Source organism: Xanthobacter sp. NM-25, from assembly GCF_022138605.1.
Taxonomy (GTDB): Bacteria; Pseudomonadota; Alphaproteobacteria; order Rhizobiales; family Xanthobacteraceae; genus Xanthobacter.
Window position 1 is genome coordinate 362,475 of the sequence record NZ_JACBFS010000004.1, and the last position, 25,746, is coordinate 388,220.

Consider the following 25,746-nt stretch of genomic DNA (forward strand, 5'->3'; position numbering starts at 1 on the left):
CCGATGTCCGAGTTCATCTTGGTGCGTGTCGCCCACCAGACGGTGGGCCGCACGCGGCTGGTGGCACTCTCGCCCCTCGATGGCAGCACGCTGGCGGCCTGTGCCACCCGCGTGAATGCCTCAGGCCTCGCCCGCGCCGAGGCGCGCCCGCGCAGCAACGGGCTCATCCTCACCCACGCCGGCCCCTGGCAGGCGGTGGCCGACAGCCTGCATGCCGCCGGCTTGCGGCTGCCGGCTGGCGCCGAATTGGCGCCTGCGCCGGTGGGGGCAGCCCCCCCCGCCCGCACCCCCCGCCGCCCGGCCGGGCACCCCATCGGCGCCGCCTATGACGCTTTCGCTCGCAGCAATGCGGCGGTGGCCGAGGCCAGTGGCGGACGGCTGGATATCACCAATGCCGCCTTTCTGCTGCTCGTCGCCAGCGGCATGGTGCAGCTGATGCGGGGGCAGATCGCCGGCCCGGCCCTCTCGCTGTTCAGCCAGGCGTTGACCTTGGCGGTGCTGCACGGCAAGGCCGCGCCACGCTAAAGAAAGGCCGCGCCACGCCGAATAGAGGCCGCGCCACGCTGAATGTCGCCTGATCGCGCGGGAGAGCGCCATGGAACCCAATCCGTCCCGCCCCGCCGCTTTGGGCGGCGACCATGTGGTGGCGGACCAAAGCGCGGTGTTCGCGCTTTTGGCCGATCCCGCCACCCACCATCTGCCGCCGGGCACGCCCGTCACCCGCATCGACACCCACGGGGCGGTGGTGTTCCTCGCCGGCGACCATGCCTACAAGGTGAAGCGGGCGGTCTTCTTTCCGTTCATGGACTTCTCAACCCTCGCCAAGCGCCAGGCGGCCTGCCTGGCGGAGGTGGCCATCAGCGGCGCCAATGCGCCCGGCCTTTATCTCGGTGTCACGGCCATTACCCGGGCCGGCCCCGCGCTGCGCCTGGACGGCAGCGGCGAGGTGGTGGAGTACGCGGTCCATATGCGCAGGTTCGACACGCGCCAAACCCTCGATCGAGTGGCCAGCGAAGGCGAACTCTCGCCCCAGCTCGTGACGGATCTGGCGGCGGCTGTCGCCCGTGCCCATGCCGGCGCCGCCGAGGATCGAACCCGCGATGCGGTGTCCCCGCTCGCGGGCTATCTGGCCGACAACCGGGCCGAGTTCACCCATCACCCGGAGCTGTTCGCGCCGGCCGATGCGGCGTCGCTCGCGGAGGCCATGGAAGCCGAGCTGGCGCGCCTCGCGCCCCTTCTGCAGGCCCGCGGCGCCGCGGGCCTCATCCGGCGCTGCCATGGCGATCTGCATCTCGCCAATATCGTCCTGCTGGAGGACCGGCCGGTCCTGTTCGATGCCATCGAGTTCAGCACCGACATCGCCACCTGCGACGTGCTGTACGACCTCGCCTTTCTGCTGATGGACCTGTGGCAGCGCGGCCTCGTCAGCGCCGCGAATGGGGTGCTGAACCATTATCTGTGGGCGCGCCGGGACGATCTCCAGCTCGACGGCCTCGCCGCCCTGCCCTTCTTCATGGCGCTGCGGGCGTGCATCCGGGCCAAAGTGGAGGCGGCGGGGCTCGCCCACCTCTCCGGTGCCGGCCAGGAGGCCGCGCGGCGCCGGATCACCCATCTGTTTACCGTTGCGCGTGCCCTGATCGCCGGTGAGGGGGCGGACACGCTTCCCCCGCGGGCGCTTCCGCCCGGCTTGACGGGTGCGGGGCCGCGACTCATCGCCATCGGCGGGCTCTCGGGCAGCGGCAAGACCACGCGGGCACTAGAGTGGGCCCCCTACACCGGTCGCGCGCCCGGGGCGGTGGTGATCCGCAGCGATGTGGAGCGCAAGCGGATGTTTGGCGGGCCGCTGACCGCCCCCCTGCCCGCTGAGGCCTATGCGGCGGCCGTCACCACGCAGGTTTACGCGGAGCTGTGCGAACAGGCGCGCCGCATCCTGGCGACCGGGCAGAGCGTCATCGTCGACGCCGTCCATGCTCATGCCCAGGAACGGGGCGCCATCGCCGCGGTGGCGCAGGCGCTCCACCTGCCGTTCGTGGGCATCTGGCTGGAGGCACCGCTGGCGGTGCGGGTGGAGCGGGTGACGCAACGCCAGGGCGACGCCTCCGATGCGGATGCCGACGTGGCCCGCCGCCAGCAGGCCTATGATCTGGGGTCCGTGGACTGGCTGCATTGGCAGAACGCCTGATTCAGCGGGCCGGAAACGTGATTTTTGCGCCTCAGGGGAACGATTAGTTCACATCCCCCACGGACAATGCGGTTCACGTCGCTTCGCGCGCGAGTCGCGGGGAGCGCCGCCGCTACCGGTTTCTACGCAGATTGCCGAGTTTGCCACCAAATCGACCCAAAAGCGGGGAACCACCGGAGCCGCAGACCATTCCATTCGCGGGAGAAGCCGCAAGGGAGCCATGACGCGCGCATCACACCGTCCTCACGGACCTCGGCCCGTTCCCGTCCGCAACGCGCCCAGCCGGGCGCAGGCGGGCCTGCGCGGAACCGGATGCGGTTCGCTCGCTCCCCCGGCCGCCCCAGGAGACATCCAATGACCTGGCTCGATCGCCTGACGGGCAAAGCCACCGAGGATGCCGAGATCGCCGAGGACCGTTCTATGTCGACTGCCGCAGCCGAAACCCTGACCCACGACGACACCGTGCCCACGCCGGAACAGGCCGCCCCCGCGAGCCCCGCGCCGGAGGCCGAGACCTCGGCCCCGGAGAGCCCGGAGGCGCAGATGCAGACGGCGCTCGAAGCGGCTCAGCGTGGCGATTACGAAGCGGCCCTGGCCATCTGGGAACCACTCGCCCGCGAAGGCAACGGCCGCGCCCAGAACAATATCGGCGCCTGCTTCATCGATGGTCTGGGGGTCGACCCCAATCTGGAGCTCGCCCGCGAGTGGCTGGAGCTGGCCGCCGAGGCCGGTGATCCGGTTGGCCGGCGCAACCTTGCCACCCTGTGCCTCAAGGGTGAGGGCGGTCCACGTGACCTGGAGCGCGCGCTGGAGCTCTATCGCCTTGCCGCCACCGATGGCGATGCCCCGGCCCAGGATCGGCTGAGCCGCCTGCTGTTTGAAGGCGAGGTGCCGCCGGCCGATCCGCAGGAAGCCCGGCGGTGGGCCCAGGCGGCTGCCGACCAGGGCGTGGCAAGCGCCATGACCCGGCTGGGCCTGATGATTCATCTGGCCATTGTCGACGGCCAGGAAACCGAGCACGACGAGAGTGTCGCCGCCCAGTGGTGGCGCCGCGCCGCCGAGGCCGGTGACGCCGATGGGCAGGCGCTGCTGGGCGCCGCTCACCACCTGGGCGTCGGGGTGCCACGGGATCGGGTGGCCGCCATGGCGTGGCTGCTGCGGGCGCGGACCGGTGGCAGCCCCCTCGCCGACCGCTTCTTCGATGCGGTGCACGCCACCCTGAGTCCCGAAGAGGAAGCGGCCGCCGAGCGCCGCGCCACCAGCAGCAACGAGGCGGCCACCGGCGAAGCCCAGCCCGCCTGATCCGCGGCGACGACAGCACACGCGGCGTCGCGACCGGTGGTGGCCACCCCCACGACGGCGCCGCGATCGGCCGCTCACACGTCCTGACGGGGTACCGGCACCGGATGAGGCCTGTGAGGATGCCCCGGCGCGTGCGAGTGGGCGTGCGGATGCCCCACATCCATGCCGCCGGGCGGAAAAAGCCCGGCCTGGAAGCAGGTGCTCATGTGCTCCACCTTGGCGATGGCGCGGGCAGCGGCCACGGCCGGCAGCACCCGGTGCGCGGTGGCGCTGAACAACGCCACCCAACGGGTGAAGTGCTCCGGCTTCAGATTCAGGCTCACATGGGCAGCGAACGGCATGCCGGAATAGCGCTGCGTGCCCAGCAGCGTGCGCGACCAGAAATTCTGCACCACGCGATAATGCTCATCCCAATCGGGAATGGCGGCAGCGAAGACCGGCCCGAGCACCGGATCGGCGCCGGCGGCACCATAAAACTCCTTCACCAGCCGCTCCAGGTCCGCCTCGCTGACCTGCATCTCATCGGCCGTCGAGGCGCGATCCGGCCAGGGGCCGGCGCGATCGGTGACGAGGCCGGCCAGCGCCGTGGCGGCCGGGCCTGTGCGGTCCACCGTGTTGAGCGGCGGGTTCAGCTCTCCCACCAGTTCCTTCAGCGCCGAAGTGCGCAGGCGCCCATTCGGGCGCTCCATAAAAAAGAAGCGATCGGCCACCGCGGTCTCTGCAGGCAGGATCTCACGCACCGCCTCGGCCGCCACCGCCACGCTCTCACCCTCCCCCACGTAGAGCGGAAAGGCACGACCGCCGATGTCCTTGGCGAGGATGAAGAGGCCGGGCACGTCCGGCGCTTCGTCGAGCGCCTTATGGGGCGCGATGAACTGCACGCCGGCGAACACCGCCACCGCTCCGTCCGCGGAAGGCAGCGCGCCCCGGCCGTGCGCATTCCGCCCCGCGGCCTCACCTTGCGCCGACGCGCCGCGGCGCACCCCTGAGCCTTCGCTGGATCGCCTCATGCCTTTCGCCTCCACCATTGGCCACGGCTCCAAACCGTGGGTAGGCCGCCGCCGCGCCCGGAGGCTAGGCCTTGTCCGGCCCCGTCTCGTCCTTGCCGGGCCCCGGGTTCTGCGCCACCAGCCGCAGGCCACGGCGGGAGCGCTCCACGGCGCGGCCCGTCTTCAGCCAGGGCGCCTGGATGCGCACCGCCGTGCCGGGCACGAAACGGGGCATGATCGGCGTATCGCCAGTGTCACGGGCCACGACCATCCTTCCCGGCCGCGCCCGCAAGGGCCGCAAGCGTTCGGCAAAGAAACTATATGACGAAAGCTAGGAGAGCCGGGGGCGCGCGGCAAGCCGCCCGCGGGGCTCCCGCCGCACAAATTATGCTCAAGCGCAAAATTTCATCACGGCAACCGTGGCGGGTCACGCGGCGGGGGAGGCCCCCGACGGCGGCAAGGCGTCGGGATCCGGCGATGCGGTCTCCATGACGGCCGAGATGAACGCATTGATGCGGTTGAAGGCCCCCACGCACAATTGGTCGGCGGCCACCAGGGATTCCGCGGCGGTCTTGGTGTCCTGATTGATATGCGCGGTCAGCGCCGCCACCAGCTGGTTCTGGCCGATGACGAGGCTGCGCAGCCCCAGCAGCAGATGATCGAACTCGGATTTGGCCAGGGCCACCTTCAGCGGAACGTCGCCCGCCAGATCCTTCCAGCGTTCCAGCGCCTCGGGAGAAATCTGAATCTGCACAAATGTCGGCTCCGCGGCGGCGGCGCCCTCGGTCTCGTCAGTCATGGCCATCTCACGCAATTCAATAATGAAACACTGCCCGCCGACGGCGACACATGCCCCCTTCGGCGACCCATGGGGCGCGCGGGCCGAGGCATCGGCCCTTCACGCGCAAATACAAATCGAGCTTAGCGCGTTCACGTGGCCCGCGCAGCAAGAGTTGGCGCCCCGATCACGTTTGCGCCAGCGCATCTTCTTCCGCACGGGGATGTCTTATAGAGCTACCGCACTGCAATAGAGCGCGTCGCGCAGAGCCAAAGGCCACACCATGACAAAGCACGTGGACCCAGATGCCCTTTCCGAGGCCGGCGCCAGGCGGTGGGTGAGGGTTTGGGATCTGCCCACCCGGGCCTTCCATTGGAGCCTCGTGGCCCTGGTGGCCACCTCCTATGTCACCGCCCGCAATGGCTGGATCGACTGGCATTTCTATGCGGGCTACGCGATCCTGACGCTTGTTCTGTTCCGCATTCTGTGGGGCCTGGTGGGCAGCGATACCGCCCGTTTCGCGCGCTTCGTGCGCGGCCCCAAGGCGGCGCTGGAGCATCTACGGCACCTGATGCGGCGCGCCCCTGACGATGAGGTGGGCCACAATGCTGCCGGCGCGGCCATGGTGGTGGCCCTGCTGGCGCTGCTGCTGTTTCAGGCGGGGTCCGGCTTGTTCGCGTCCGATGGCCTGTTCACCGAGAGGCCCCTGGCCCATCTGGTCGGCGCCGACTGGAGCGACCGCATCACCGGCTGGCACGGTCTCTCGTTCGATCTCATCGCCATTGCGGTGGCGCTGCATGTGGTCGCCGTGCTGGCCTATGGCCTGCTGCTGCGACACGACCTGGTCCGCCCCATGGTGACGGGCTGGAAGCGGTTGCCCGCGGGCATCGCCGCGCCCCACATGGCTCCGGCCTGGCTGGCGCTGGGCATGTTGGTCATCGCCGGCGGTGTGGTCGGCGCGCTCGTGTGGCTGTGAGGCTGCCGGACGTCGAAACGCCCTCCCACAGCGCAACGAAAAAGGGCGGAGCCGGATGGCTCCGCCCTTTGCGCATCAGCGGGACTTGAAGCTCTGGTGGCACGCCCGGCAATTCTCCGCCACGGCGGTGAAGGCGGCCTTGAAGCCATCGGCGGTGGTCGCCTTGCCGGCGTTGTCGGCCACGGCCTTCTCGAACTTGGCGATGGCCGCGTCGAAACCGGCCCGATCGCTCCACACGGCGGCGGTGGCCTTGGTTTCCCCCTTGTCGGAGCCGGGCGGGAACAGCTTGTCGAAGCCGACCATCTTGTCCTTGTAGGTAGCGAAGATGAGCTCGGCCTTCGCGGCATCGAAGGGCACCTGCCCCTTCAGCATGGACGCACCGATATCAGTCTGCTCGCCAATGGCCTTCATCGCCGCGCGGCGCTGCTGGATCACATTGGTCTGAGCGGTAGCGGCGGTGGCGGCGAGGACACCGACCAGCGCAGCGGCAATCAAGGGGACACGCATCTTCAGCTCCAGTGAGGATTCGGAAGCGGTGCCACCTTACAGATATTCCAGCCTGACCATATTGCAGTGCGGTCACGGTTCCGCGAGCGCCTGAGCGGCCATTTGCCGCCCAAGACTTTCGGCGGAGCCGGCCTCAGGCGAACCTTGCGTAAGATGCCACCATTTTGCGCACGGCTGCACCAACTTCCGCCAGCAGTCCGGGATCGCGCGCCCGCACCACCAGATGGGTGTTGAAACGCCCGTCCTCGTCCCGAAACGGATAGGAGCCGATGGTGGCCTCCGGATAATCCGCCGCAATGGCCGCCAGAGGCGCGGCGATGTCGCCTTCGCCGGTGTTGGCCAGCACCGTGTCCGACAACATGGGGCGGCCCTTTTCCAACTCCGGCAGCACCGCCTCGAGCATGGATTGCATGATGCGCGGCACCCCGGCCATGACGATCACATTGCCCATGCGAAAGCCGGGCGCCTTGGACACCGCATTCACCACCAGCGAGGCCCCATCGGGAATGCGGGCCATCCGCAGGCGGGCCTCGTTGAGATCCTTCTCCGCGATATATTCCAACAGCATGGCGCGGGCGCGGGGGTCCACGTCGATGGAGACGCCGAAGGCCTTGGCGATGGCGTCAGCGGTAATATCGTCGTGGGTGGGGCCGATGCCGCCAGTGGTGAAGACATAGGTGAAGCGATGACGCAGCGCGTTCACCGCCGCCACAATGTCCGCCTCCACATCCGGAACGATGCGCACCTCACGCAGATCGATGCCGACTTCGGTCAGCCGCTCGGCGATATGGCCGATGTTCTTATCCTTGGTCCGGCCCGACAGCACCTCGTCGCCAATGACGACCAGTGCAGCGGTGACCAAATGCGCGCCGTCTGCCTCACCCATAACGCACCTCGTGCCGCTTTATGCAGCAATTGACCCCGATCTGCCCACTTCCCGCCCACAAGCAAAACGCGAGCGCCGCAGTCAGGAAGCCTTCCCCCTTTATCACTTCTTTGGCACGATGTTTGTAGCGTTCTGAAAACACACCTGCGGACGTGGAGTGACAGTTCCAATGCGGCAAGCCTTCGACGAAATGTCCAGCATTGATGGGCAAGTGCGGCCGGCCTACGAGACTCTGCAGCATTGGCTCAGCTCCGTCCCACAAGACGTGCTGGCCCACCGCCGCCAGGAGGCGGAATACATCTTTCGTCGGATCGGCATCACCTTTGCCGTCTATGGCGAGCAAAACGCCCAGGAACGGCTCATTCCGTTCGATATCGTGCCCCGCATCATCACCAAGGACGAGTGGAGCCGGCTCTCGAAGGGGCTTGAGCAGCGGGTCAAGGCGCTCAACCACTACATCCGGGACGTGTACACCAAGCGCGAGGTGCTGCGCGCCGGCGTGGTGCCCGAGGATCTCGTCTACAAGAACCCCGCTTTCCGGCCGGAGATGAACGGCCAGCGGGTGCCGCACGATCTTTATGTGCACATCGCCGGCATCGACATCGTCCGCACCGATCCGGACACCTTCTACGTTCTGGAAGACAACGCTCGCACCCCCTCCGGGGTCTCCTACATGCTGGAGAACCGGGAGATCATGCTGCGGCTGTTCCCCGAATTGTTCTCCATGCACAAGGTGGCGCCGGTGGAGAACTATGCCGACGACCTGCTCGCCACCCTGCGCTCGCTCTCGCCCAATGGCGGGCATGAGCCCAACGTGGCCATCCTCACCCCCGGCATCTACAACTCGGCCTATTACGAGCACTCGTTCCTGGCCGACAAGCTGGGCGTGGACCTGGTTGAGGGGCGCGACCTGTTCGTGAAGGATTGCACCGTCTACATGCGCACCACCGAGGGGCCGAAGCGGGTGGACGTGATCTATCGCCGCCTCGACGACGACTTCCTCGATCCTCTGGCCTTCCGCCCCGACAGCGTGCTCGGCGTGCCCGGCCTCATGAGCGCCTACCGCGCCGGCAACGTGACCCTCACCAATGCGGTGGGCACCGGGGTGGCGGACGACAAGGCCGTTTATTCCTACATGCCCGAGATCATCCGCTTCTATCTCGGCGAAGAGCCTCTGCTGCCCAACGTGCCCACCTGGCGCTGCCGCGAGGCCGACCACCTGAAATATGTGCTGGAACACCTGCCCGATCTGGTGGTGAAGGAAGTCCACGGCTCCGGCGGCTACGGCATGCTGGTGGGCCCCGCGGCCGACAAGATGCAGATCGAGAAGTTCCGCGAGAAGCTGATCGCCGATCCCGACAACTTCATCGCCCAGCCCACCCTGGCCCTCTCCACCTGCCCCACCCTGGTGGAAAAGGGCATCGCGCCGCGCCACGTGGATCTGCGCCCCTTCATCCTCTCCGGGTCCGACAAGGTGCGGATCGTGCCCGGCGGGCTGACCCGCGTGGCCATGAAGGAGGGCTCGCTCGTCGTCAATTCCAGCCAGGGAGGCGGCACCAAGGACACCTGGGTTCTCGACGCCTGAGCTTCCCCATGGCGCGGGCCCCCCGGACGCGCTCGCCGTCCGCGGACCTGCGCCGGGAAGCGGTCTCGCGCCGCTCCGCCATCGAGACTTCTTTGAAGGGCCTCGCCACTTCTCCTTCCGGATGGGTTCCCCATGCTTTCCCGTACCGCCGACAATCTCTACTGGCTCAGCCGCTATGTGGAACGCGCCGATTGTCTCGCGCGCATTCTCGATGTGTCCCAGCGCCTTGCCTACACTCCGGTCACCTACGGCGGCTCGACCAATGAATGGGGCTCGGCCGTCCTGACCGCCGGCTGCGCGGACATGTTCACCGAGCGCTACGGACCCCTCGACGACGCCAAGGAGGAGGACGTGGTGTCGTTCCTGGCGTTCGCGCCGGAGAACCCCGCCTCCATCCGCAACTGCTTCGAGGTAGCCCGCACCAATGCCCGTTCGGTGCGCACCGCGCTGACCTCCGAAATGTGGGACGTGATCAACTCGGCCTGGATCGAGCTGCGCAATTTCCCCAACCGGTCGCTGACCCGCGACGAGCTCTCGCGCTTCCTGGCGTTCGTGAAGGAAACGTCGCTGCGCTTCGATGGCGCCACCTTCCGCACCATGCTGCGCAACGACGGCTATTGGTTCGCCCGCTCCGGCGCGCAGCTGGAGCGCTCGGACAACACCGCCCGTATCCTGGACGTGAAGTATCACGTGCTGCTGCCGGAGAAGGAGCACGTGGGCGGCCCCCTCGACTATTTCCAGTGGGCGTCCATTCTGCGTTCCGTCTCTGCCCTCACCGCCTTCCACTGGGTCTATCGCGACAGCGTGAAGCCGTGGCTGGTGGCGGATCTGCTGATCCTGAACCGGCAGATGCCGCGCTCCCTGGCCGCCTGCTACGACAGCCTGGCGCGCAATCTCGACGACATCGCCTCGGCCTATGGCCGCCAGGGTCCCTCGCAAAGGCTCGCCCGATCCATGCTGGCGCGGCTCAGCAACCGCTCCATCGAGGACATCTTCCAGGCGGGGCTGCACGAGTTCATCTCGGAGTTCATCTCGGACAACAACAAGCTGGGCGCGGCGATCACGGAGCAATATCTCACCTGAGAGGGCGCTTCTGTCCGCCACGCCCCCACGCCTTCTTGAGGTTTCCTCATGCGCGTTCGCATTCGTCACGAGATCACGCAGCATTTCGAGCCCGGCAGCCGCAACCTTTCGGTCACGGTGCGCCTCACGCCGCGCTCCCACGAGGGCCAGTTCGTCCAGCGCTGGACCCTCGACCTCGATTCCGATTGCCGCCTGTATCCGCAGGAGGACGCTTTCGGAAACCTCTGCCATGCCTTCACCGTGGAAGGCCCCGCCGAGAAGGTGGCGGTGATGGCCGAGGGCGAGGTGGAGACCACCGACACCACCGGCATCGTGCGCGGCACGGTGGAGCCCTTTCCGGCCGCCCTCTACCTGCGGCAAACCGATCTCACCCATCCCACCGACGACATCATCGCCTTCGCCGACGCGATTGCCCGCTCGAAGGATCCGCTCATTCAGGCCCACACCCTGATGGTGGCGCTGCATGAAGCGGTCAGCGAGGGGGAGGGCTCGGCCCTGGGCGGCCCGCTCGCCGCCGCAGATGCCCTAGCGGCAAAGAAGGCGTGTTCCGGCGGCATCGCCCACGTCTTCACCTCCGCGGCCCGCCATCTCGGCTTCCCCGCCCGCCACATCTCCGGCTATCTGGCCGTCGACGACGTGGGCGCGGCGCGCCACTGGGCGGAACTGCATGTGCCAAAGATCGGCTGGGTCGCCTTCGATTGCGGGCGCAATCTGTGCGCCACCGAGAATTACGTGCGCCTGGCGGTGGGTCTCGATGCCCTGGCCGTCGCACCGCTGCGCAGCACCGGCGCCGATTGCCTGGAAAAGGTGACGGCCTGCGACGGGCGCGCGCCGCCGCGGCTCGCCCAGGCGCAGAGCCAGAGCCAGAACTGACCCCCGCGCGTCCCCGCGCCGCAAAGCACGGGGATGACGCGCCGGAAAATGTCGATCGCCGAAAAAGTGTCATAAGGACATCCGGGACAACCTCCATGATATGGTCGATGACGACCACGCGGAGGAGCGCCGTGATGTCCATGCACACGCCGCCTTTACCCCAGGTCGGAACCTCGAGCCACGCCCCCTTCGGCGCGCGTCCGGTGAAGCTCGAGGCCCGGCATGTGAATTTCTATTATGGCAGTCAGCTCGCCCTGCGCGATGTCTCCATGCCGCTCTTTGCCAATCAGATCACCGCACTGATCGGGCCTTCCGGCTGCGGCAAGTCCACCCTGCTGCGCGTCTTCAACCGCATGTATGAGCTCTATGCCGACCAAAGGGTGGAAGGCGAGGTCCTGATGGACGGGCAGAATATCCTGTCTCCCGCCCTCGACCCGGCCGCCCTCAGGGCGCGCATCGGCATGGTGTTCCAGAAGCCGACGCCGTTTCCCATGTCGATCTATGACAATGTGGCCCTGGGCATCCGCCTCAATCGCGCGCCACCGGAAGCCGAGGTGGCGGTGGAGGTGGAGCACGCCCTGCGTCAGGCGGCGCTCTGGGACGAGGTAAGGGACCACCTCAAGGAGAGCGGCCTTAGCCTCTCCGGCGGCCAGCAGCAACGGCTCTGCATCGCCCGCACCATCGCCGTGCGGCCGGAGGTGATCCTGCTCGACGAGCCGTGCTCGGCCCTCGACCCCATCAGCACCGCCAAGATCGAGGAGACCATGCTGGAGCTCAAGGCGCGCTATACGGTGGCCATCGTCACCCACAACCTGCAGCAGGCGGCTCGGGTCTCCGATTTCACCGGCTTCATGTATCTGGGCGAGATGGTGGAGTTCGATGCCACCGACCGCATCTTCACCCGCCCCCGGCAGAAGCAGACGCAGAATTACATCACCGGCCGCTTCGGCTGACGCCCCGTCCCCACCGGACGCCGCGCCTGCGACGTGGCGGCGCGGCAGCGGGAGGGCGCACCGCGCCCGCGGGGCCTTGACCCCTCCGCCCGCCCCTGCGATGTCCTTTCCGCAATCAGGAGGACGCCAGAATGAGCGATACGCCGGCTTACGATCCCAACAACATCTTCGCCAAGATCCTTCGCGGCGAGCTGCCGGCGCACAAGGTCTATGAGGACGACAAGGCGTTCGCGTTCCTGGACATCATGCCGCGCTGTCCCGGCCACACGCTGGTGATCCCCAAGGCGCCGGCCCGCAATATCCTCGATATCGCCCCCGATGACCTCGCCCATGTGGCCAAGGTGGCGAAGACCATCGCCATCGCCGGCAAGGCCGCGTTCGCTGCCGATGGCGTCACCGTGCAGCAGTTCAACGAGGAAGCCGGTGGCCAGGTGGTGTTCCATCTGCATGTGCACGTGATCCCCCGGCACCTCGGCGTGCCCATGAAGCCGCCGGCCAGCGAGATGGAGAAGCCGGACGTTCTGGCCGAGCACGCGGCCCGGCTGCGCGCCGCGCTCGGGCAATAGCATGGCGCTGCCGGCAGCGGTGCGTGTGCGGGCCCCGGCCCGCCTTCATCTCGGCTTCCTCGACCTCGGCGGCGCCCTGGGGCGGCGGTTCGGAAGCCTCGGCCTGACCCTGGAGCGGCCGCTGACGGATGTCACCGTCGCCCGCGCTCCCGTCGACAGCGCAGAGGGGCCGGACGCCGCCCGCGCCGCACGGGTGCGCGATCGCATGCGCACCGCGCTCGGCCTGGAGGGGGCGTTCGCCGTACGGGTCGAGTCGGCGCTGCTGGCGCACGGCGGGCTGGGCTCCGGCACGCAGCTCGCGTTGGCGGTGGGCGTGGCCCTGACCCGCCTGTGCGGACAGTCCCTCGATGCGCGCGCCGTGGCCACCGTCATCGGCCGCGGCCTGCGCTCGGCCATCGGCGTCGAGGCCTTCACCCAGGGCGGTATCATTCTCGACGGTGGCAAGCCGACCGATGCCGCGTCCCCGGCCGCGGCCCTGCCGCCGCCGTTGCTCTCCCGTTTGCCCATTCCCGCCAACTGGCGGGTGGTGCTGGTGTTCGACACCAGCCGCGAAGGCCTCTCCGGCGATGCCGAGACCCGCGCCATGGCGGAGCTGCCGCCCTTTCCCGAGGCGCTGGCGGCGCATCTCTCTCACCTGATGCTGCTGCGCGCCCTGCCGGCCCTGGCGGAGGGAGACATCGCCACCTTCGGCGCGGCCATCGGCGAGTGGCAGCGCGCCCTTGGCGATCATTATGCGGCGGCCCAGGGGGGTGGGCGATTCTCCAGCCCGATGGTCGCGGACGCGGTCGCCTTCATGGAAGGCCAAGGCTTTGCGGGTGTGGGGCAAAGCTCTTGGGGGCCAACGGGTTTCGCGCTGGTGGGCGATCCATCGCAGGCGCAGCAACTCGTTGAGGTCTTGCGCCATCGCTTTGCATCGTTCACAAACCTGACATTCGATTGCGTGCCGGGAAATAATCACGGTGCCGAAATCCGTGTCATGGACGCGGAGGCCTCCAGGGGCGGCGTGTAGGCCGCACGGCAGGCCTGGGGCGTCATTCATCCGCCCCATCGCCGCACCGTCAGGGCGGATGCGGACATGTGAAACCCCTGGGCCATGGCCCGCGGGGGGTCTTCAGTCCACTGCGTCGTCGTTGCCCCCGCCGACGCCCATGAATGTAATGAACCAGTTTGGGCCGCCCGATCGGTGAGCGTCTGCGCCGGGTCAGGCGGGTGGGTCCAGGGAACAAGGCAGGCCGATCAGCATGGATCTCGCACTCATCGCCCTCTCCGCGCGGCCGCTGGCCGCCAGCGCCGCACGGGCCGGGTTCGCCGCCCTCGCTCTCGACTTGTTCGCCGATCTGGATACCTGCGCTCATGCGGCGCGCTGTGTCCGGGTCCACAAGCGCAATGGCTATGTGTTTGACGGCGACGATCTCATCCAGGCGCTCAAGCACCTGGCCCCGCAGGGCCTGCCGGTGGTGCTCGGCGGCGGCCTTGAAGACGACATCGACCTGATGACGCGCATCGCCGCCCGCAATCCGCTGCTCGGCAATTCGCCGGAAACGGTGCGGGTGCTGAAGGATCCGGAGGCGCTGTCGGCGCTCTGCGGCCACCTGGGTGTGCCGTTCCCGGAGATCAGCACCACGGCGCCGCAGCCCGGCCAGTTCGCCGGCGTCACCATTCTAGAAAAGAAGGTGGGCGGGGCCGGGGGCGCCCACATCCGCCGGCGGTCCCCGGGGGATCTCAGCCCGCCGGAGGCTGGCTATTACCTGCAACGCGAAGTGCGCGGCGAACCCTATTCCCTGCTGATGCTGGCCAACGGACGGGAGACCCGGGTCATCGGCGCCTCGCGGCAGTGGCGCGACAACCATCCCGCGCACCCGTTCCGCTACGGCGGCGCGGTGGGCCCGGTGGCGCTTCCGGAGCGCTTTGCCGAGGCCATGTGCGCCGGCGCCGAGAAAATCGCCCTCGCCTGCGGCCTGGTGGGCCTCATTTCCATGGATTTCGTGGTGGCCGAGGACAGCTGGCACCTGGTGGAGGTCAATCCCCGGCTCGGTGCCACCCTGGACATTTTCGACGTGGATCCGCTGCCGCCACTGCTGGGCCTGCACCTCGCCGCGTGCGGCGGGCGGCTGCCGGAGTCCGTGCCGGCCCCGGCCGAAGCACATGCGGCCTGCGTGCTCTATGCGGAGCGCGACCTGCTGGTGCCGGCCTGCGCCCTGCCCGAGACCGTCTCCGATCGTCCGCCGGCCGGCGCCGCCATCCCCTGCGGCGCGCCGGTGTGCACGGTGCGCACCACCGGGCCAACGCCGGAAATCGCCCGTGCGCGCTTGGAGGAGGCCATGGCCGACGTGCGCGAGCAGCTCGGCCTGCAGCCGGTGGCCGAACCGGCCGCCTGATCCCCTTTCACCGCGCCATCAAGGAAACCCGTCCGTGTCGCCGGATGCCGTCGCCCGCCTGTTCGCGGCCGCCTGCCGGGCCGAGCTTTCGGCCCTGAAGCCCGGCAACGTGCATGTGTTCGCCGCCGGACACGGCATGGACGTGTCCCATTTCGAGCGGGCGGCGGAGGCCGCCGCCGCGGTCATCGCCCGTCCCGGGCTGGCGGTGGGCGAACGGATCCGGCGGGCGGTGGATGCCTCCCTGGCGGTGGCCGGCTGCAACACCAACCTCGGCATCATCCTGTTGACCGCGCCCCTCGTCGCCGCAGCGCTGGAGGCCGGCGCCACACCGTTGCGCGACCGTCTGCGCGCGGTCCTCTCTCACCTCACGCAGGCCGATGCGCAGGAGGCCTTCCACGCCATCGCCTCCGCCAATCCCGGCGGGCTGGGCGCGGCACCGGAAGCCGATGTGCACGCCCCCGCGCGGCTCGATCTGCGCGCGGCCATGGCCATTGCCGCCCACCGCGATCGCATCGCCGCGCAATACACCAACGACTATGCCGACGTTTTCGAGCTGGCGATGCCGCACCTCCTGGCCACGCCGTTCGCGCCGGCGGCCATCGAGGATGCCTATCTGGCGCTGCTCGCCCGATGGCCCGACAGCCATATCGCCCGCAAGTTCGGCGCCGCAACCGCCGAGCAGGTATGCCAGGAGGCGCAGGCGCTTCGGTGCCAGCTGGCCGGCGCGACGACCACTGAGCGTCGCGCGGCGCTGGCCGCCGGTGACGCCAGCCTGAAGGCGCGTGGCCTCAACCCGGGCACCACCGCCGACCTGACCGTGGCGGCCATTCTGGCGGCGGCGCTAAGCGCGCCGGCCTGAGGGGTCTCAGCGCAGGAGGGCGCGACGCATCACCTTGCCCGAACCCGTATGGGGCAGTTCCTTGAGGAACACCCAGGCCCGGGGCCGCTTGTAGTCGGCGAGCCGGCTCGCCACGTGGGCGTCCAGCTCCGCCTCGCTGACCTCCGCCCCCTCCTGCAGCACGAGGAAGGCGGTGATGACCGAGACCTCCCCTGCCCGCGTCTCGCGAACCGCGGCCTCGGACACGGCCGGATGCTCGACGATGGCCCGCTCCACCTCCTCCGGCGCCACACGGTAGCCGAAGGCGTTCATCTGATCATCGGCCCGCCCGTCGTACCAGAGATAGCCGCCGGCATCGAAATGCCCCACGTCGCCGGTGACGAACCAATCGCCCCGCATGGCCGCCGCCGTCTCCTGCGGCAGGCCCCAATAGCCCAGCATCAGCCCCGGGTCGGAGCGATGCACGGCGATCACGCCGGTGGCGTCGAACAGCAGCGGCTGCTCGGCATCGGCGCCATCGGCATCGAGGGGCAGGATGGCGATGCGCCGGCCCGCCTGGGGCTTGCCCGGGCTGCCGGGCTTGGTGGGCACGGTGGGGCTCGACGAGACGTAAGTGGAAATCTCGCTCATGCCCAGCGCCTCATAAAGCGGTCGCCCGCTGGCGCGCAGCCACTCCTGGTGGAGGGTGGGCTTGAGCGCCTCGCCGGCGGTCAGCCCGTGGCGCAGGGTGGGAAAGCGATGGGGCGTCACGTCGGCATATTTCAGGATCCGCCGATAAAGGCCGGGCACCGCCGCCATGAGGGTCGCGCCGGTGGCCTCCAGAAGGTCGGGCCAAGCCTCTGGCGGGCGCTCGCCCAGATGGACGATGCTGGTGGCCCCCAGGGCCCACGGGTCCATGAGGCCCACTCCCAGCGTATAGGTCCAGTTGAAGGCGCCGGCGTGAAACAGCCGGTCACTGGCTGTCATGCCATACCAGCCTTCGCGCATGGGGATGCGCCCCAGCACCACCCGCTGGGCATGGGCCACGCCCTTGGGCCGGCCGCTGGTGCCGGAGGTGTAGACGAGAAAGGCCAGGTCATCCGCCGCGGTATCGGCGAAGTCCACCGCCGGCCCGGCACATAGCCGGGCGATGTCGGCCGCCCGGAGCACCCGCACCGCGCCGCCGGGCAGCGCCGTCGGCATGGAGCAGGATCCGTCGCCGATCACCAGGAGCGCCCCGGAATCGGCCAGGATGAGGTCCACCTCATGGCTGGTGAGCATGGTGGAGGTGGGAATCGGCGCCAGACCGGCGGCGATGGCGCCGAAGAACAGCAGCGGGAAGGTGGAGGTGTTGCCGACCCGCAGCAGCACGCGCTCCCCCTTGCCGAGCCCCAGGCTCGCGAAGCCTCCGGCCACCTGCGCCACCGCCCGGCGCAGCTCGCCATAGCTCCAGCTCTCGATGATCCGCCCCGTGGGGCCTTCCGCCACCAGGAGGGCGGGCTTGCCCGCGTCGGCGCCACTGTCGAGGCAGTAGCGCGCGAGGTTGAACGGCGCATCGGCGGAAAGACGCGGGGTGGTGGGCGAGAGGGATGGCTGGCTCATGGGGCGATCATGGCCCGCCGGACCACTGCGCCGCCACCCCTTTCATGTCCGCGCGCTCAGGATGTGGCCGCCACCGGCAGCACCACCACCTTGGCGCCGTTGGGCACGCGACGATAGAGGTCGATCACATCCTGATTCATCATGCGGATGCAGCCGGATGAGACCGCCTCGCCGATGGACCAGGGCTCGTTGGTGCCATGGATTCGGTAGAGTGTGTCTTTGCCGTTCTTGAACAGGTAGAGCGCCCGGGCACCGAGTGGATTTTCGGCGCCGCCGGCCATGCCGCCCGACCACTTGGCGTATTTCTGCGGCTCACGGGCGATCATGTCGGAGGTGGGCGTCCAGCGCGGCCATTCCTTCTTGTAGGCCACATTGGCCCGACCGCTGAATTCCAGCCCCTCGCGACCGACACCGACCCCATAGCGCAGGGCCATGCCGCCTTCCTGCACGAGATAGAGGTAGCGGCTGTGCGGGTCCACCACCAGCGTGCCCGGCTGTTCGCCGGTGGGGTCCTTCACCAGCCGGCGCATATAGGCCGGCTTCAGTTCGTCCATATCCACCGCCGGCACGGTGAAGGGCTCGCCGCCGACGGCGCCGTAACGGGCCACATCGGAGGGGGAGACACCCGGCGGCAGCCCGGCCCGGGTATCCGGCTGCGGTGTGCCCGTGGTGGTGCAGGCGGCAAGGCCCAGGGGCAGGCTCACCAGGAACAGGCGACGAGACAGGGCCAGGGGTTCGGCCGACATGATCGAAGATACCCGCATGCGGTCTCACTGCTCCTCGGCCTGGCGACGGCGGGCTTCCGCGACGATGCGCTTGAAGCTCGCATAGTCGAGGGTGGAGGCCTTCAGCGGCCCCACCAGATAGGTCGGCGTGCCCCTCAAGCCGAGCGAGTCCGCCTGGGCGAGATTAGCCTTCAGCACTGCGACAATCTCAGGGCCATGGGCCTGCAGATCGGCATCGAGCCGCGCCATGTCGACCCCCGCCCCCTTGATCGCCTCCAGCATCTGCTCTTGCGGGATGCGGCGCCCGGGAATGGCCATCAGCGCGTGATGCACCGCGTCATACTTGCCCTGATACTTGGCGGCGAGGGCCATCTGGGCGCCATAGACGGACGCCTCGGTCAAGATCGGCCAATCCTTGTAGACGACCCGGATCTTGCCATCCTCCTTGACGATGCGCGCCAGATCGGGCGCCGATTTCTTGCAGTAGGGGCAGTTGTAGTCGAGGAAGGCGACGATGGTGACATCGCCCTTGGGGTTACCCCCGGTGGGCACCCGCGGATCGTTGAGGATGCCCTCCACATCGATGGGCTGGGATTGCGGCTCGGGCTGGGACTGGGCCAGGGCTGGCCACGGTGCGGCGCCCATGGCCAGAGCGGCGAGGCCAAAGGCGAGCAAGTCTCTGCGTTTCATCGTCGTCTCCGATGGAAATGGGGATCAGGCGCCGGCGCCGAGCCGGCGGGTGAGGTCCTCCGCCGTCAGCGGACCGGTGATGCGCGAGCCGGGGACTTCCCGTCCCGCCGCGTCGAGCAGCACCACGGTGGGCGGGCCCACAACGGCATAGCGCTCCATCAAGGCCTTGGCGGCGGCGTCATAGGTGGTGATGTCGGCGGCGATGATCGGCACCCCGGCCAGCTGTTGGCGCACCGCCGGCTCGGCCATCACCGCCTCATTGGACTTGCACACCGTGCACCAGGCGGCGGTGAAGGTGACCAGGGCCGGGCGATCGCCGGCATTGGCCTTGAGCGCCTCTTTCAGCCCCTCGAGGCTGGTCACCCGCAGCTCGGTCGTGGGGGCTTCGGGAGCGGCGCCGCTCGACAGGAAGGCCAGTGGCCGCAGCGGGTCCTGCGCGCCGCCGCTGGCGCCCAGAACCAAAGCAACGCCATAGACCGCACTCACCAACCCCGCCGCCTTGCCCAGGCGCGGCCACCAGCCGCTGGCCGCCGTCAGGTGATCGAAGCCGCCGAGGAAAACCGCGAGGCCCAACGCCAGGGCGCCCCACAGCGCCAACGCCTGCGGCCCCGGCAACAGGCGCGTCACCAGCGAGGCGGCCACCACCAGGAACACCACGCCGAACACCTGCTTGACCCGCGCCAGCCACGGCCCCGACTTCGGCAGCACCCGCGCGCCGAACAGACCCACCGCGATCAGCGGCAGGCCCATGCCGAGGCCCAGCATGAACAGGGCCGCCGCCCCGGTGAGAGCCGCGCCGCTGCCAGCCGCATAGAGCAGCGCCGCCGCCAGCGGCGGGGTCACGCACGGCCCCACCACCAGAGCGGAGCCGAAGCCGAGCACCGCCGCGCCCGCCAGCGAGCCACCCGGGCCGGCATGGCCGCCGGCAAGGCGCGCCGCCAGCGCCGGCGGCACCTGCAGCTCGAACAGGCCAAACATGGAGAGGGCCAGCGCCACGAACACCGCGGCAGCAAGGCCAAGGGCCCATGGCGTCTGCAGGGCGGCCTGGAGGTTCGCGCCCGACCAGCCCGCCACCAGCCCCAGCAGGCCATAGGCCAGCGCCATGGCGATCACGTAGGAGGCGGAGAGCGCGACGCCCCGGCGTGCCGACAGCCCTTCACCGGAGCGGGCGAGCAGGCCCGAGAGGATGGGAATCATGGGAAACACGCAGGGCGTCAGCGACAGGAGCACGCCAAAGCCGAGGAAGGCGAGCAGCATGGGCCCCAGCCCGCCGCGCAACAGTGCCGCCGGATCGCTCCAGGTGGAGCCCTCGGAAGCCGGCGCGGCCACCGGCGCAACGGCCGGCCCGGCGGCGGATGCGGCGGAGCTGGCCGCGCCCCCCACCCCCGGCGCGGCAGCCCGGGTGCTCAGCGGATCCGCCGGCACATCGCTCACCGCCAGGGTTTCCAGATCGATAGCGCGGGCGAGCGGGGGATAGCAGATGCCCTCGTCCGCGCAGCCCTGGAACGTCACCACCAGCCGGCCCTTGGCGGGCGCATCCCTGACGGTGCCATCCACATAGCCGTGGTAGACGTCCACGCGGCCGAAATTGGGATCGTCCTTCTCGGTGCCGGGCGGCAGGGTTAGCGGCGCCACATGGCCATCGACGCGCGCGCCGAGGCTGTCGCGATAGAGATAGGTGCCGGGCGCGGCGGTCCAGATCACCGTCAGGTCGCCGCCGGCGCCGCGGGTCGCGGCCACGGAGAAGACCGACCCGGCGGCAGGCGGCTCGGCGCGCGTCTGCGCCATCGCGAGACTGGCCCACGCGCTGCCCGCGACCAGTGCGACAAGCCACGCAAGAACCTGAGCTGAAGGGATGAGTCTGCGCATATTGCCGGCACCTCCTTGCGGAAGTCGCAGTGGGGGCCCCACCTTAAGCCAGCCTTAAGTTGCGGGTGGAGGATGGCCGCCTAGCGCGTTCGTGATCGGCAGCCGCCGTCGCGCGGGATAAGGAGAGGCATGCGCATCCTTGTTGTGGAGGACGATCCGGTCCTCGCCGATGGCCTGAAATCCGGTCTCCGGCTCTCCGGGGCGACGGTGGACTGTGTGGACTGCTGCACCGACGCGCGCACCGCCCTCAAGGCCGGGCGCTTCGACGCGGTGGTGCTCGACCTCATGCTGCCCGACGGCTCCGGCCTCGACGTGCTCGCCCATCTGCGCAGCCAGGGCGATGCGACGCCGGTGCTGCTGCTGACCGCCCTCGACGATACCACCGACCGGGTGCGCGGCCTCGATTCCGGCGCCGACGATTATCTCGGCAAGCCGTTCGATCTGGACGAACTCGCCGCGCGGCTGCGCGCCATCACCCGCCGCGGCGCCGGGCGGGCCGAGGCGGTGCTAAAGGCCGGCGCCCTCACCCTGGATCCCGCCAGCTTCACCGCCACCGTGGGCGACGCCCCCGTGCCGCTCTCGCGCCGCGAATTCGCGGTGCTGGCGGCGCTGATGGAGCGGCCGGGCGTGATCCGCTCCAAGGCCGAGATCGAGGAACGGCTCTACGGCTGGCAGGAAGAAGTGGAGAGCAACGCGGTGGAAGTGCACATCCACAATCTGCGCAACAAGGTGGGCCGCGAAGCCATCGAGACCGTGCGCGGCCTCGGCTATCGCATGCGGGTGGCGGAATGACCTCCCTGCGCCGCCGCCTCTTCCTGCTCCTGCTCGGCGCCACCGGGGCGCTGTGGCTGTGCGCGGTCGCCTGGATCAGCCTCGGCAGCCGCGCCGAGCTGGAGCACGTACTGGACAACCGCCTGCGCGAGGCGGCCACCATGGTCCATTCCCTGGTCTCCAACGGCAATCTCGCCGATGCGCCGAGCCTCAATCTGGAGGCCAGCGGCGGCTATGCCCGCCAGCTCTCCTGCCAGATCTGGTCCATGGACGGGCGCCTGGTGGGGCGCTCCTCCGGCGCGCCATCGAGCGACCTTGCCGCCGATACCGAAGGCTTCGCCGATCGCACGGTGAATGGCGAGACCTGGCGCGTCTACACCATCGTCGATGCCACCAAGGGGGTGCGCGTCACGGTGGGCGATCGCATCGGCCTGCGCGATCGCCTGGTGCGCGATCTGGTGGCGGGGCTCTTGGCACCGGCGGTGCTCATCCTGCCGCTGCTGGGCCTGCTGATCTGGGTGGGTGTCGGCCGCGGCCTGCGGCCGCTGGCGGCCGTGGCCGGCGACATCGCCGGGCGCGATGCCGAGGACATGCGGCCGGTGCCCACCGATGGCGCGCCGGCGGAGGTGCGCCCGCTGCTCACCGCCCTCAACGGCCTGTTCTCGAAGGTGGAGGCGGCCCGCACCCGCGAGCGGGAAGTGACCGCCTTTGCCGCCCACGAGCTGCGCACGCCCCTCGCCGGCCTGAAGACGCAGGCGCAGGTGGCGCTGGCCGCCGACGATGCCCCCACCCGCGAGGGCGCGCTGCGGCAGATCCTGGTTTCGGTGGACCGGGCCACCCGGCTGGTGCGCCAGCTGCTCGCCCTCTCCCGGCTGGAAGCGAGCCCCGCGCCGAGGCTCGACAGCGAAGTGGATGCGGGGCGGGTGCTGCGGGAGGTGATCGAGAGCAGCCACAGGCCGCCGCAGGTGAATGTGGACCTGCACCTGCTGCCCGACGGCCTCAAGCTGAAGGGGGACCAGGAGACGCTGCATCTGGTGCTGCGCAATCTCCATGAGAACGCGGTGGAGCACATGGCCGCTGGGGGCCGCATCACCTGGGCGCCGGTCACCAACGCACAGGGCATGGCCACCGGGCTCATGGTGGAGGACGAAGGCCCCGGCGTCGCCGAGGCTGAGCTGCCGCTCATCACACGCCGCTTCTATCGCGGCCGGCACAAGAGCGCGTCGGGGACCGGTCTCGGCCTCACCATCGCCGAGATGGCGGCGGGCCGGCTCGGCGCTCGCCTCACCTTCGCCAATCGCGCCGACCGGCCCGGCCTGCGCGCCGCGCTGGTGTGGAGCTGACATCCGGCGCCGCGCCGCGGCGGCATCGCGCGCTGGTTCCCTCTTCGTCACCCGTGTGTTAACGACTCCTACCAGGGAGCGAAAATGACGGGGATGTTGGGGCGAATTCGGCGGAAGGCGGGCGTTGCCGCATGGGCGACGGCCTATCTGCTCGTGCTCCAGCTGCTGCTCTCCAGCGTCATCATCGCCAGCCTCGCCGGTGAGGCCATCGCCCAGGGCGTTCCCCTGTGCACCGCCGCCCAGTCGGTGGATCAGGACGGCAGCGCGCCGCAGAAGGCCACCATCCACTGCCCGCTGTGCCTCGCGCGGGTGGATCTCGCCCTGCTGCCCACCCCACCGCAGAGCCCAGTGCCCACCCGCTATGCGGTGGAGCTGCGCTATCGCGTCATCGTGCGCGATCTGGTGGACCAGGGGCAGCCCTACCGGCCCCAGCAGCCCCGCGCGCCGCCAATCCGCGCCTGATCTGCGCCCGCGCCTTCGCGCCGGACTTGTTTCATCCTGATCATCTGAACCCTGCGCCGGTCCACCGACCGCTCGCGCGCAGCTGCATCACGGCTTGAATGCCGGGCGCGGCGCCGCAGCGGCATGCCCGGCTGTCCTCCGGATCCCTCACTCATGTCCCCTCACCCTGAAACCCGCATCCGGGCGCGGCTGCGCGCCGGCGCCTCCCTGCCCGCCCTCGGCCTCTCCCTGCTGGCGCTCGCCCCGGCCGTGCCCGCCCGCGCCCAGGAAGCCCAAGACGCCCAGCCGCTGCCCACCGTCGTGGTGTCCCGGCCCGCCGACACCGACAGCGGACCCGCCACCACTTTCACCCCCGCTGACACGGCGACGATCACCACCGGAGAAGCGGCCGCGGCCACCTTGTTCAGCAGCGACTCGGCCAGCCTCATCACCCGCATTCCCGGCGGTGCCGCCTGGGGCGCCGGTGGCGTCTCCAGCCTGCCGGCGGTGAACGGCATGGGGGCGGACCGGGTGCAGGTGGCCATCAACGGCATGATCTTCAGCCCCGCCTGCCCGAACGAGATGAACCCGCCCATGTCGTTCCTGAACCCCACCATGATCTCCAGCATGCGGGTCTATCAGGGCACCGCGCCGGTGAGCGTCGGCGGTGACTTCACGGGGGCCAAGGCAGACATCACGGTGGCCCCGCCCCGCTTCACGCAGGGCGAAGGGCTGACCACATCGGTGGAGGTCTCGGGCTTCTATCGCAGCAACGGCAATGCGGTGGGCACCGATGCCCGCGCCACCGTCTCCAATGCAGATACCAGCATCACCTATACCGGCGGCTGGGCCCGCTCCGGCGATTACACATCCGGCAACGGCACCACCATCAAATCCACCATGTACGAGACCCAGAACCACGCTTTGAGCATCTCGAAGAAGGTTCAGGACCAGATCTTCACGTCGGAGATCGGTGGGCAGTTCATCCCGTCCGAAGGCTTCGTGAACCAGTATATGGACCTGGTGGAGAACAAGAGCCTCTATGCCAACGGCCGTTACGAGGGCCTGTTCGACTGGGGCAAGCTGGAAGCCAGCGTGTTCGCGAACCGTATTCGCCACACCATGGGCTTCATCGAGCCGGACAAGAGCTCCGACATGCCCATGGACACCCGCTCCACCGACCTCGGCTATACGGTGAAGGGGACGTTCGGCGTCTCGGCGCACGACATCATCCGGGTCGGCAACGAGACCTATTACAACATGCTGGATGACTGGTGGCCGCCGGTGGACGGCTCCATGATGATGGGCCCCGACACCTTCTGGAACATCAACAACGGCCAGCGCCTGCGGGTGGGCACCTTCGCCGAGTGGGAGCGCCACATCGACGACAAATGGACCGCTGTGTTCGGCGTGCGCAACGACATCGTGTGGATGAACACGGGCGACGTGCAGGGCTACAATTCCATGATGTATGGGGCGGACGCCGCCGCCTTCAACGCCCAGGACCACGCCCGCACCGACTTCAACATCGATGCCACGGCGCTGCTGCGCTACCAGCCCGACACCACCAGCCTCTATGAGCTGGGCCTCGCCCGCAAGACGCGATCGCCAAATCTTTATGAGCGCTACAGCTGGTCCACCAGCGCCATGGCCATGAAGATGATCGGCTGGTTCGGCGACGGCAACGGCTATGTGGGCAATCTCGACCTCGACCCCGAGGCCGCCCACACGGTGAGCTTCACCGCAACGTGGAATGACCCGGCCAACAAGGTTTGGCAGCTGAAGGTTTCACCCTATTACAGCTATGTGGTGGACTATATCGACGTGGACCGCTGCACGCTGGCCGGCTGTCTTGCGAACCTGTCGAACAACGCCACCGCGCAGAACACCTTCGTCTATCTACAGTTCGCCAACCACGATGCGTGGCTCTATGGCGTCAATATCGACGGCCGGCTGGCCATCTGGGACAACGACACCTATGGGCAAGGCAGCTTCCGCGGCAGCCTGAACTTTGTTCAGGGCCAACGCACCGACGGCATCAATCTCTACCACATGATGCCGCTCAACGGCACCATCGCCCTCGACCACACCCTCGGCGGCTGGAGCTCCAGCCTGGAACTGCAGATGGTGAGCTCCAAGACGCTGGTGAGCCAGGTGCACAACGAGCTGGAAACAGACGCCTATGCCCTCCTCAACTTCCGCACGGCTTACCAGTGGGAGATGGTGAAGGTGGAATTCGGCATCGAGAACATTCTCGACACGCAGTACGACCTGCCGCTGGGCGGCGCCAACCTGGTGAATTACCGCCAGACCACCATGATGGGCACCTCGCCCATCTGGGGCTATGCGGTGGCCGGCCCCGGCCGCTCCATCAACACCCGGGTGAGCGTGAAGTTCTGAGCCCCCAACGCGCCCCGGTTCCGCCGGGGC

At 68.9% G+C, this 25,746-nt stretch carries 25 protein-coding genes; 16 read left to right on the plus strand and 9 right to left on the minus strand.

Translation table 11 applies throughout. The annotated features are described in order from the left end of the window. Positions 1-3 precede the first annotated feature (3 nt). The 3 genes from MEU52_RS13410 to MEU52_RS13420 all read left to right on the plus strand — a co-directional run bounded on the left by MEU52_RS13410 (position 4) and on the right by MEU52_RS13420 (position 3,484). Entirely contained in the window at positions 4-525 is a 522-nt protein-coding gene (locus MEU52_RS13410) for a hypothetical protein (protein WP_238122785.1), read from the plus strand. A gap of 70 nt (positions 526-595) precedes the next feature. Continuing rightward, a complete protein-coding gene (locus MEU52_RS13415) occupies positions 596-2,182 on the plus strand; it encodes a bifunctional aminoglycoside phosphotransferase/ATP-binding protein (protein WP_238122786.1) in 1,587 nt (528 codons plus the stop codon). A 543-nt stretch (positions 2,183-2,725) separates the two neighbouring features. Further along, positions 2,726-3,484 carry a tetratricopeptide repeat protein gene (locus MEU52_RS13420; protein WP_238122849.1) on the plus strand — a complete coding sequence of 253 codons (759 nt, stop codon included), beginning with the start codon at positions 2,726-2,728 and terminating at the stop codon, positions 3,482-3,484. A 74-nt stretch (positions 3,485-3,558) separates the two neighbouring features. Here MEU52_RS13420 and MEU52_RS13425 read toward each other — a convergent pair whose 3' ends face one another. From MEU52_RS13425 to MEU52_RS13435, 3 genes are all read right to left on the minus strand, one after another. After that, positions 3,559-4,383: a group III truncated hemoglobin gene (locus tag MEU52_RS13425; RefSeq protein WP_238122787.1), complete on the minus strand. Its 825-nt coding sequence runs from the start codon at positions 4,381-4,383 to the stop codon at positions 3,559-3,561. 175 nt (positions 4,384-4,558) lie between these two features. Beyond that, complete coding sequence (locus MEU52_RS13430) at positions 4,559-4,738, minus strand: hypothetical protein (protein ID WP_238122788.1); 180 nt, start codon at positions 4,736-4,738, stop codon at positions 4,559-4,561. Between the two features lie 162 nt (positions 4,739-4,900). After that, entirely contained in the window at positions 4,901-5,272 is a 372-nt protein-coding gene (locus tag MEU52_RS13435; protein ID WP_238122789.1) for a hypothetical protein, read from the minus strand. 316 nt (positions 5,273-5,588) lie between these two features. Between MEU52_RS13435 and MEU52_RS13440 the strand changes: the two genes are divergently transcribed. Then, a complete protein-coding gene (locus MEU52_RS13440; RefSeq protein ID WP_238122790.1) occupies positions 5,589-6,227 on the plus strand; it encodes a cytochrome b/b6 domain-containing protein in 639 nt (212 codons plus the stop codon). Positions 6,228-6,302: 75 nt separating this feature from the next. Here MEU52_RS13440 and MEU52_RS13445 read toward each other — a convergent pair whose 3' ends face one another. Both MEU52_RS13445 and MEU52_RS13450 read right to left on the minus strand, forming a co-directional pair. After that, the gene (locus MEU52_RS13445; RefSeq protein ID WP_238122791.1) at positions 6,303-6,734 is read right to left on the minus strand and encodes a c-type cytochrome; all 432 of its coding nucleotides are present in this window, start codon (positions 6,732-6,734) and stop codon (positions 6,303-6,305) included. A 133-nt stretch (positions 6,735-6,867) separates the two neighbouring features. Then, entirely contained in the window at positions 6,868-7,620 is a 753-nt protein-coding gene (locus MEU52_RS13450) for a competence/damage-inducible protein A (protein ID WP_238122792.1), read from the minus strand. A gap of 169 nt (positions 7,621-7,789) precedes the next feature. On the opposite strand from MEU52_RS13450, the gene MEU52_RS13455 reads away from it, so the two are divergent. The 8 genes from MEU52_RS13455 to MEU52_RS13490 all read left to right on the plus strand — a co-directional run bounded on the left by MEU52_RS13455 (position 7,790) and on the right by MEU52_RS13490 (position 15,917). Continuing rightward, positions 7,790-9,205 (plus strand): circularly permuted type 2 ATP-grasp protein, encoded by a 1,416-nt coding sequence (locus tag MEU52_RS13455; RefSeq protein WP_238122793.1) that lies wholly within the window; start codon positions 7,790-7,792, stop codon positions 9,203-9,205. Between the two features lie 132 nt (positions 9,206-9,337). After that, on the plus strand, positions 9,338-10,288 hold the full coding sequence (locus MEU52_RS13460; RefSeq protein ID WP_238122794.1) for an alpha-E domain-containing protein: 951 nt from the start codon (positions 9,338-9,340) through the stop codon (positions 10,286-10,288). Between the two features lie 48 nt (positions 10,289-10,336). After that, positions 10,337-11,161, plus strand: coding sequence for a transglutaminase-like domain-containing protein (locus MEU52_RS13465; RefSeq protein ID WP_238122795.1), 825 nt, complete (start codon positions 10,337-10,339; stop codon positions 11,159-11,161). 134 nt (positions 11,162-11,295) lie between these two features. Beyond that, positions 11,296-12,114: a phosphate ABC transporter ATP-binding protein PstB gene (gene pstB / locus MEU52_RS13470; protein ID WP_443266984.1), complete on the plus strand. Its 819-nt coding sequence runs from the start codon at positions 11,296-11,298 to the stop codon at positions 12,112-12,114. Between the two features lie 131 nt (positions 12,115-12,245). Further along, entirely contained in the window at positions 12,246-12,680 is a 435-nt protein-coding gene (locus tag MEU52_RS13475) for an HIT family protein (protein ID WP_238122796.1), read from the plus strand. A 1-nt stretch (position 12,681) separates the two neighbouring features. Beyond that, positions 12,682-13,689, plus strand: coding sequence for a beta-ribofuranosylaminobenzene 5'-phosphate synthase family protein (locus MEU52_RS13480; protein ID WP_238122797.1), 1,008 nt, complete (start codon positions 12,682-12,684; stop codon positions 13,687-13,689). A 232-nt stretch (positions 13,690-13,921) separates the two neighbouring features. Then, positions 13,922-15,058, plus strand: a complete 1,137-nt coding sequence (locus MEU52_RS13485; protein WP_238122798.1) for an ATP-grasp domain-containing protein — start codon at positions 13,922-13,924, stop codon at positions 15,056-15,058. 34 nt (positions 15,059-15,092) lie between these two features. Further along, entirely contained in the window at positions 15,093-15,917 is an 825-nt protein-coding gene (locus MEU52_RS13490; protein ID WP_238122799.1) for a triphosphoribosyl-dephospho-CoA synthase, read from the plus strand. Between the two features lie 6 nt (positions 15,918-15,923). On the opposite strand, the gene MEU52_RS13495 is transcribed toward MEU52_RS13490, so the two are convergent. The 4 genes from MEU52_RS13495 to dsbD are packed head-to-tail and all read right to left on the minus strand — an operon-like array spanning position 15,924 to position 20,680. After that, a complete protein-coding gene (locus MEU52_RS13495; RefSeq protein ID WP_238122800.1) occupies positions 15,924-17,477 on the minus strand; it encodes a class I adenylate-forming enzyme family protein in 1,554 nt (517 codons plus the stop codon). Between the two features lie 56 nt (positions 17,478-17,533). Continuing rightward, positions 17,534-18,241, minus strand: coding sequence for a L,D-transpeptidase (locus MEU52_RS13500; RefSeq protein ID WP_337927144.1), 708 nt, complete (start codon positions 18,239-18,241; stop codon positions 17,534-17,536). Positions 18,242-18,247: 6 nt separating this feature from the next. After that, entirely contained in the window at positions 18,248-18,892 is a 645-nt protein-coding gene (locus tag MEU52_RS13505; RefSeq protein WP_238122801.1) for a DsbA family protein, read from the minus strand. Between the two features lie 24 nt (positions 18,893-18,916). Continuing rightward, the gene (gene dsbD, locus MEU52_RS13510; protein WP_238122802.1) at positions 18,917-20,680 is read right to left on the minus strand and encodes a protein-disulfide reductase DsbD; all 1,764 of its coding nucleotides are present in this window, start codon (positions 20,678-20,680) and stop codon (positions 18,917-18,919) included. A gap of 210 nt (positions 20,681-20,890) precedes the next feature. Here dsbD and MEU52_RS13515 point away from each other — a divergent pair, with 210 nt between their 5' ends. The 4 genes from MEU52_RS13515 (at position 20,891) to MEU52_RS13530 (ending at position 25,716) form a co-directional block, all read left to right on the plus strand. Continuing rightward, the gene (locus MEU52_RS13515; protein ID WP_238122803.1) at positions 20,891-21,553 is read left to right on the plus strand and encodes a response regulator; all 663 of its coding nucleotides are present in this window, start codon (positions 20,891-20,893) and stop codon (positions 21,551-21,553) included. Beyond that, positions 21,550-22,875, plus strand: a complete 1,326-nt coding sequence (locus MEU52_RS13520) for an ATP-binding protein (RefSeq protein ID WP_238122804.1) — start codon at positions 21,550-21,552, stop codon at positions 22,873-22,875. The genes MEU52_RS13515 and MEU52_RS13520 overlap by 4 nt, the downstream gene beginning before the upstream one ends. 84 nt (positions 22,876-22,959) lie before the next feature. Continuing rightward, complete coding sequence (locus tag MEU52_RS13525) at positions 22,960-23,337, plus strand: DUF2946 family protein (protein WP_238122805.1); 378 nt, start codon at positions 22,960-22,962, stop codon at positions 23,335-23,337. 153 nt (positions 23,338-23,490) lie between these two features. Beyond that, positions 23,491-25,716 (plus strand): TonB-dependent receptor, encoded by a 2,226-nt coding sequence (locus MEU52_RS13530; RefSeq protein WP_238122806.1) that lies wholly within the window; start codon positions 23,491-23,493, stop codon positions 25,714-25,716. The last annotated feature ends 30 nt before the right edge of the window (positions 25,717-25,746 follow it).

Coding starts and splice junctions, on each gene's coding strand:
- MEU52_RS13410 (WP_238122785.1), top strand. CDS start 4: ATGTCCGAGTTCATCTTGGTGCGTGTCGCCCACCAGACGGTGGGCCGC.
- MEU52_RS13415 (WP_238122786.1), top strand. CDS start 596: ATGGAACCCAATCCGTCCCGCCCCGCCGCTTTGGGCGGCGACCATGTG.
- MEU52_RS13420 (WP_238122849.1), top strand. CDS start 2,726: ATGCAGACGGCGCTCGAAGCGGCTCAGCGTGGCGATTACGAAGCGGCC.
- MEU52_RS13435 (WP_238122789.1), bottom strand. CDS start 5,272: ATGACTGACGAGACCGAGGGCGCCGCCGCCGCGGAGCCGACATTTGTG.
- MEU52_RS13445 (WP_238122791.1), bottom strand. CDS start 6,734: ATGCGTGTCCCCTTGATTGCCGCTGCGCTGGTCGGTGTCCTCGCCGCC.
- MEU52_RS13450 (WP_238122792.1), bottom strand. CDS start 7,620: ATGGGTGAGGCAGACGGCGCGCATTTGGTCACCGCTGCACTGGTCGTC.
- MEU52_RS13455 (WP_238122793.1), top strand. CDS start 7,790: ATGCGGCAAGCCTTCGACGAAATGTCCAGCATTGATGGGCAAGTGCGG.
- MEU52_RS13460 (WP_238122794.1), top strand. CDS start 9,338: ATGCTTTCCCGTACCGCCGACAATCTCTACTGGCTCAGCCGCTATGTG.
- MEU52_RS13465 (WP_238122795.1), top strand. CDS start 10,337: ATGCGCGTTCGCATTCGTCACGAGATCACGCAGCATTTCGAGCCCGGC.
- pstB (WP_443266984.1), top strand. CDS start 11,296: ATGTCCATGCACACGCCGCCTTTACCCCAGGTCGGAACCTCGAGCCAC.
- MEU52_RS13475 (WP_238122796.1), top strand. CDS start 12,246: ATGAGCGATACGCCGGCTTACGATCCCAACAACATCTTCGCCAAGATC.
- MEU52_RS13480 (WP_238122797.1), top strand. CDS start 12,682: ATGGCGCTGCCGGCAGCGGTGCGTGTGCGGGCCCCGGCCCGCCTTCAT.
- MEU52_RS13485 (WP_238122798.1), top strand. CDS start 13,922: ATGGATCTCGCACTCATCGCCCTCTCCGCGCGGCCGCTGGCCGCCAGC.
- MEU52_RS13495 (WP_238122800.1), bottom strand. CDS start 17,477: ATGAGCCAGCCATCCCTCTCGCCCACCACCCCGCGTCTTTCCGCCGAT.
- MEU52_RS13500 (WP_337927144.1), bottom strand. CDS start 18,241: ATGCGGGTATCTTCGATCATGTCGGCCGAACCCCTGGCCCTGTCTCGT.
- MEU52_RS13505 (WP_238122801.1), bottom strand. CDS start 18,892: ATGAAACGCAGAGACTTGCTCGCCTTTGGCCTCGCCGCTCTGGCCATG.
- dsbD (WP_238122802.1), bottom strand. CDS start 20,680: ATGGCGCAGACGCGCGCCGAGCCGCCTGCCGCCGGGTCGGTCTTCTCC.
- MEU52_RS13515 (WP_238122803.1), top strand. CDS start 20,891: ATGCGCATCCTTGTTGTGGAGGACGATCCGGTCCTCGCCGATGGCCTG.
- MEU52_RS13520 (WP_238122804.1), top strand. CDS start 21,550: ATGACCTCCCTGCGCCGCCGCCTCTTCCTGCTCCTGCTCGGCGCCACC.
- MEU52_RS13525 (WP_238122805.1), top strand. CDS start 22,960: ATGACGGGGATGTTGGGGCGAATTCGGCGGAAGGCGGGCGTTGCCGCA.
- MEU52_RS13530 (WP_238122806.1), top strand. CDS start 23,491: ATGTCCCCTCACCCTGAAACCCGCATCCGGGCGCGGCTGCGCGCCGGC.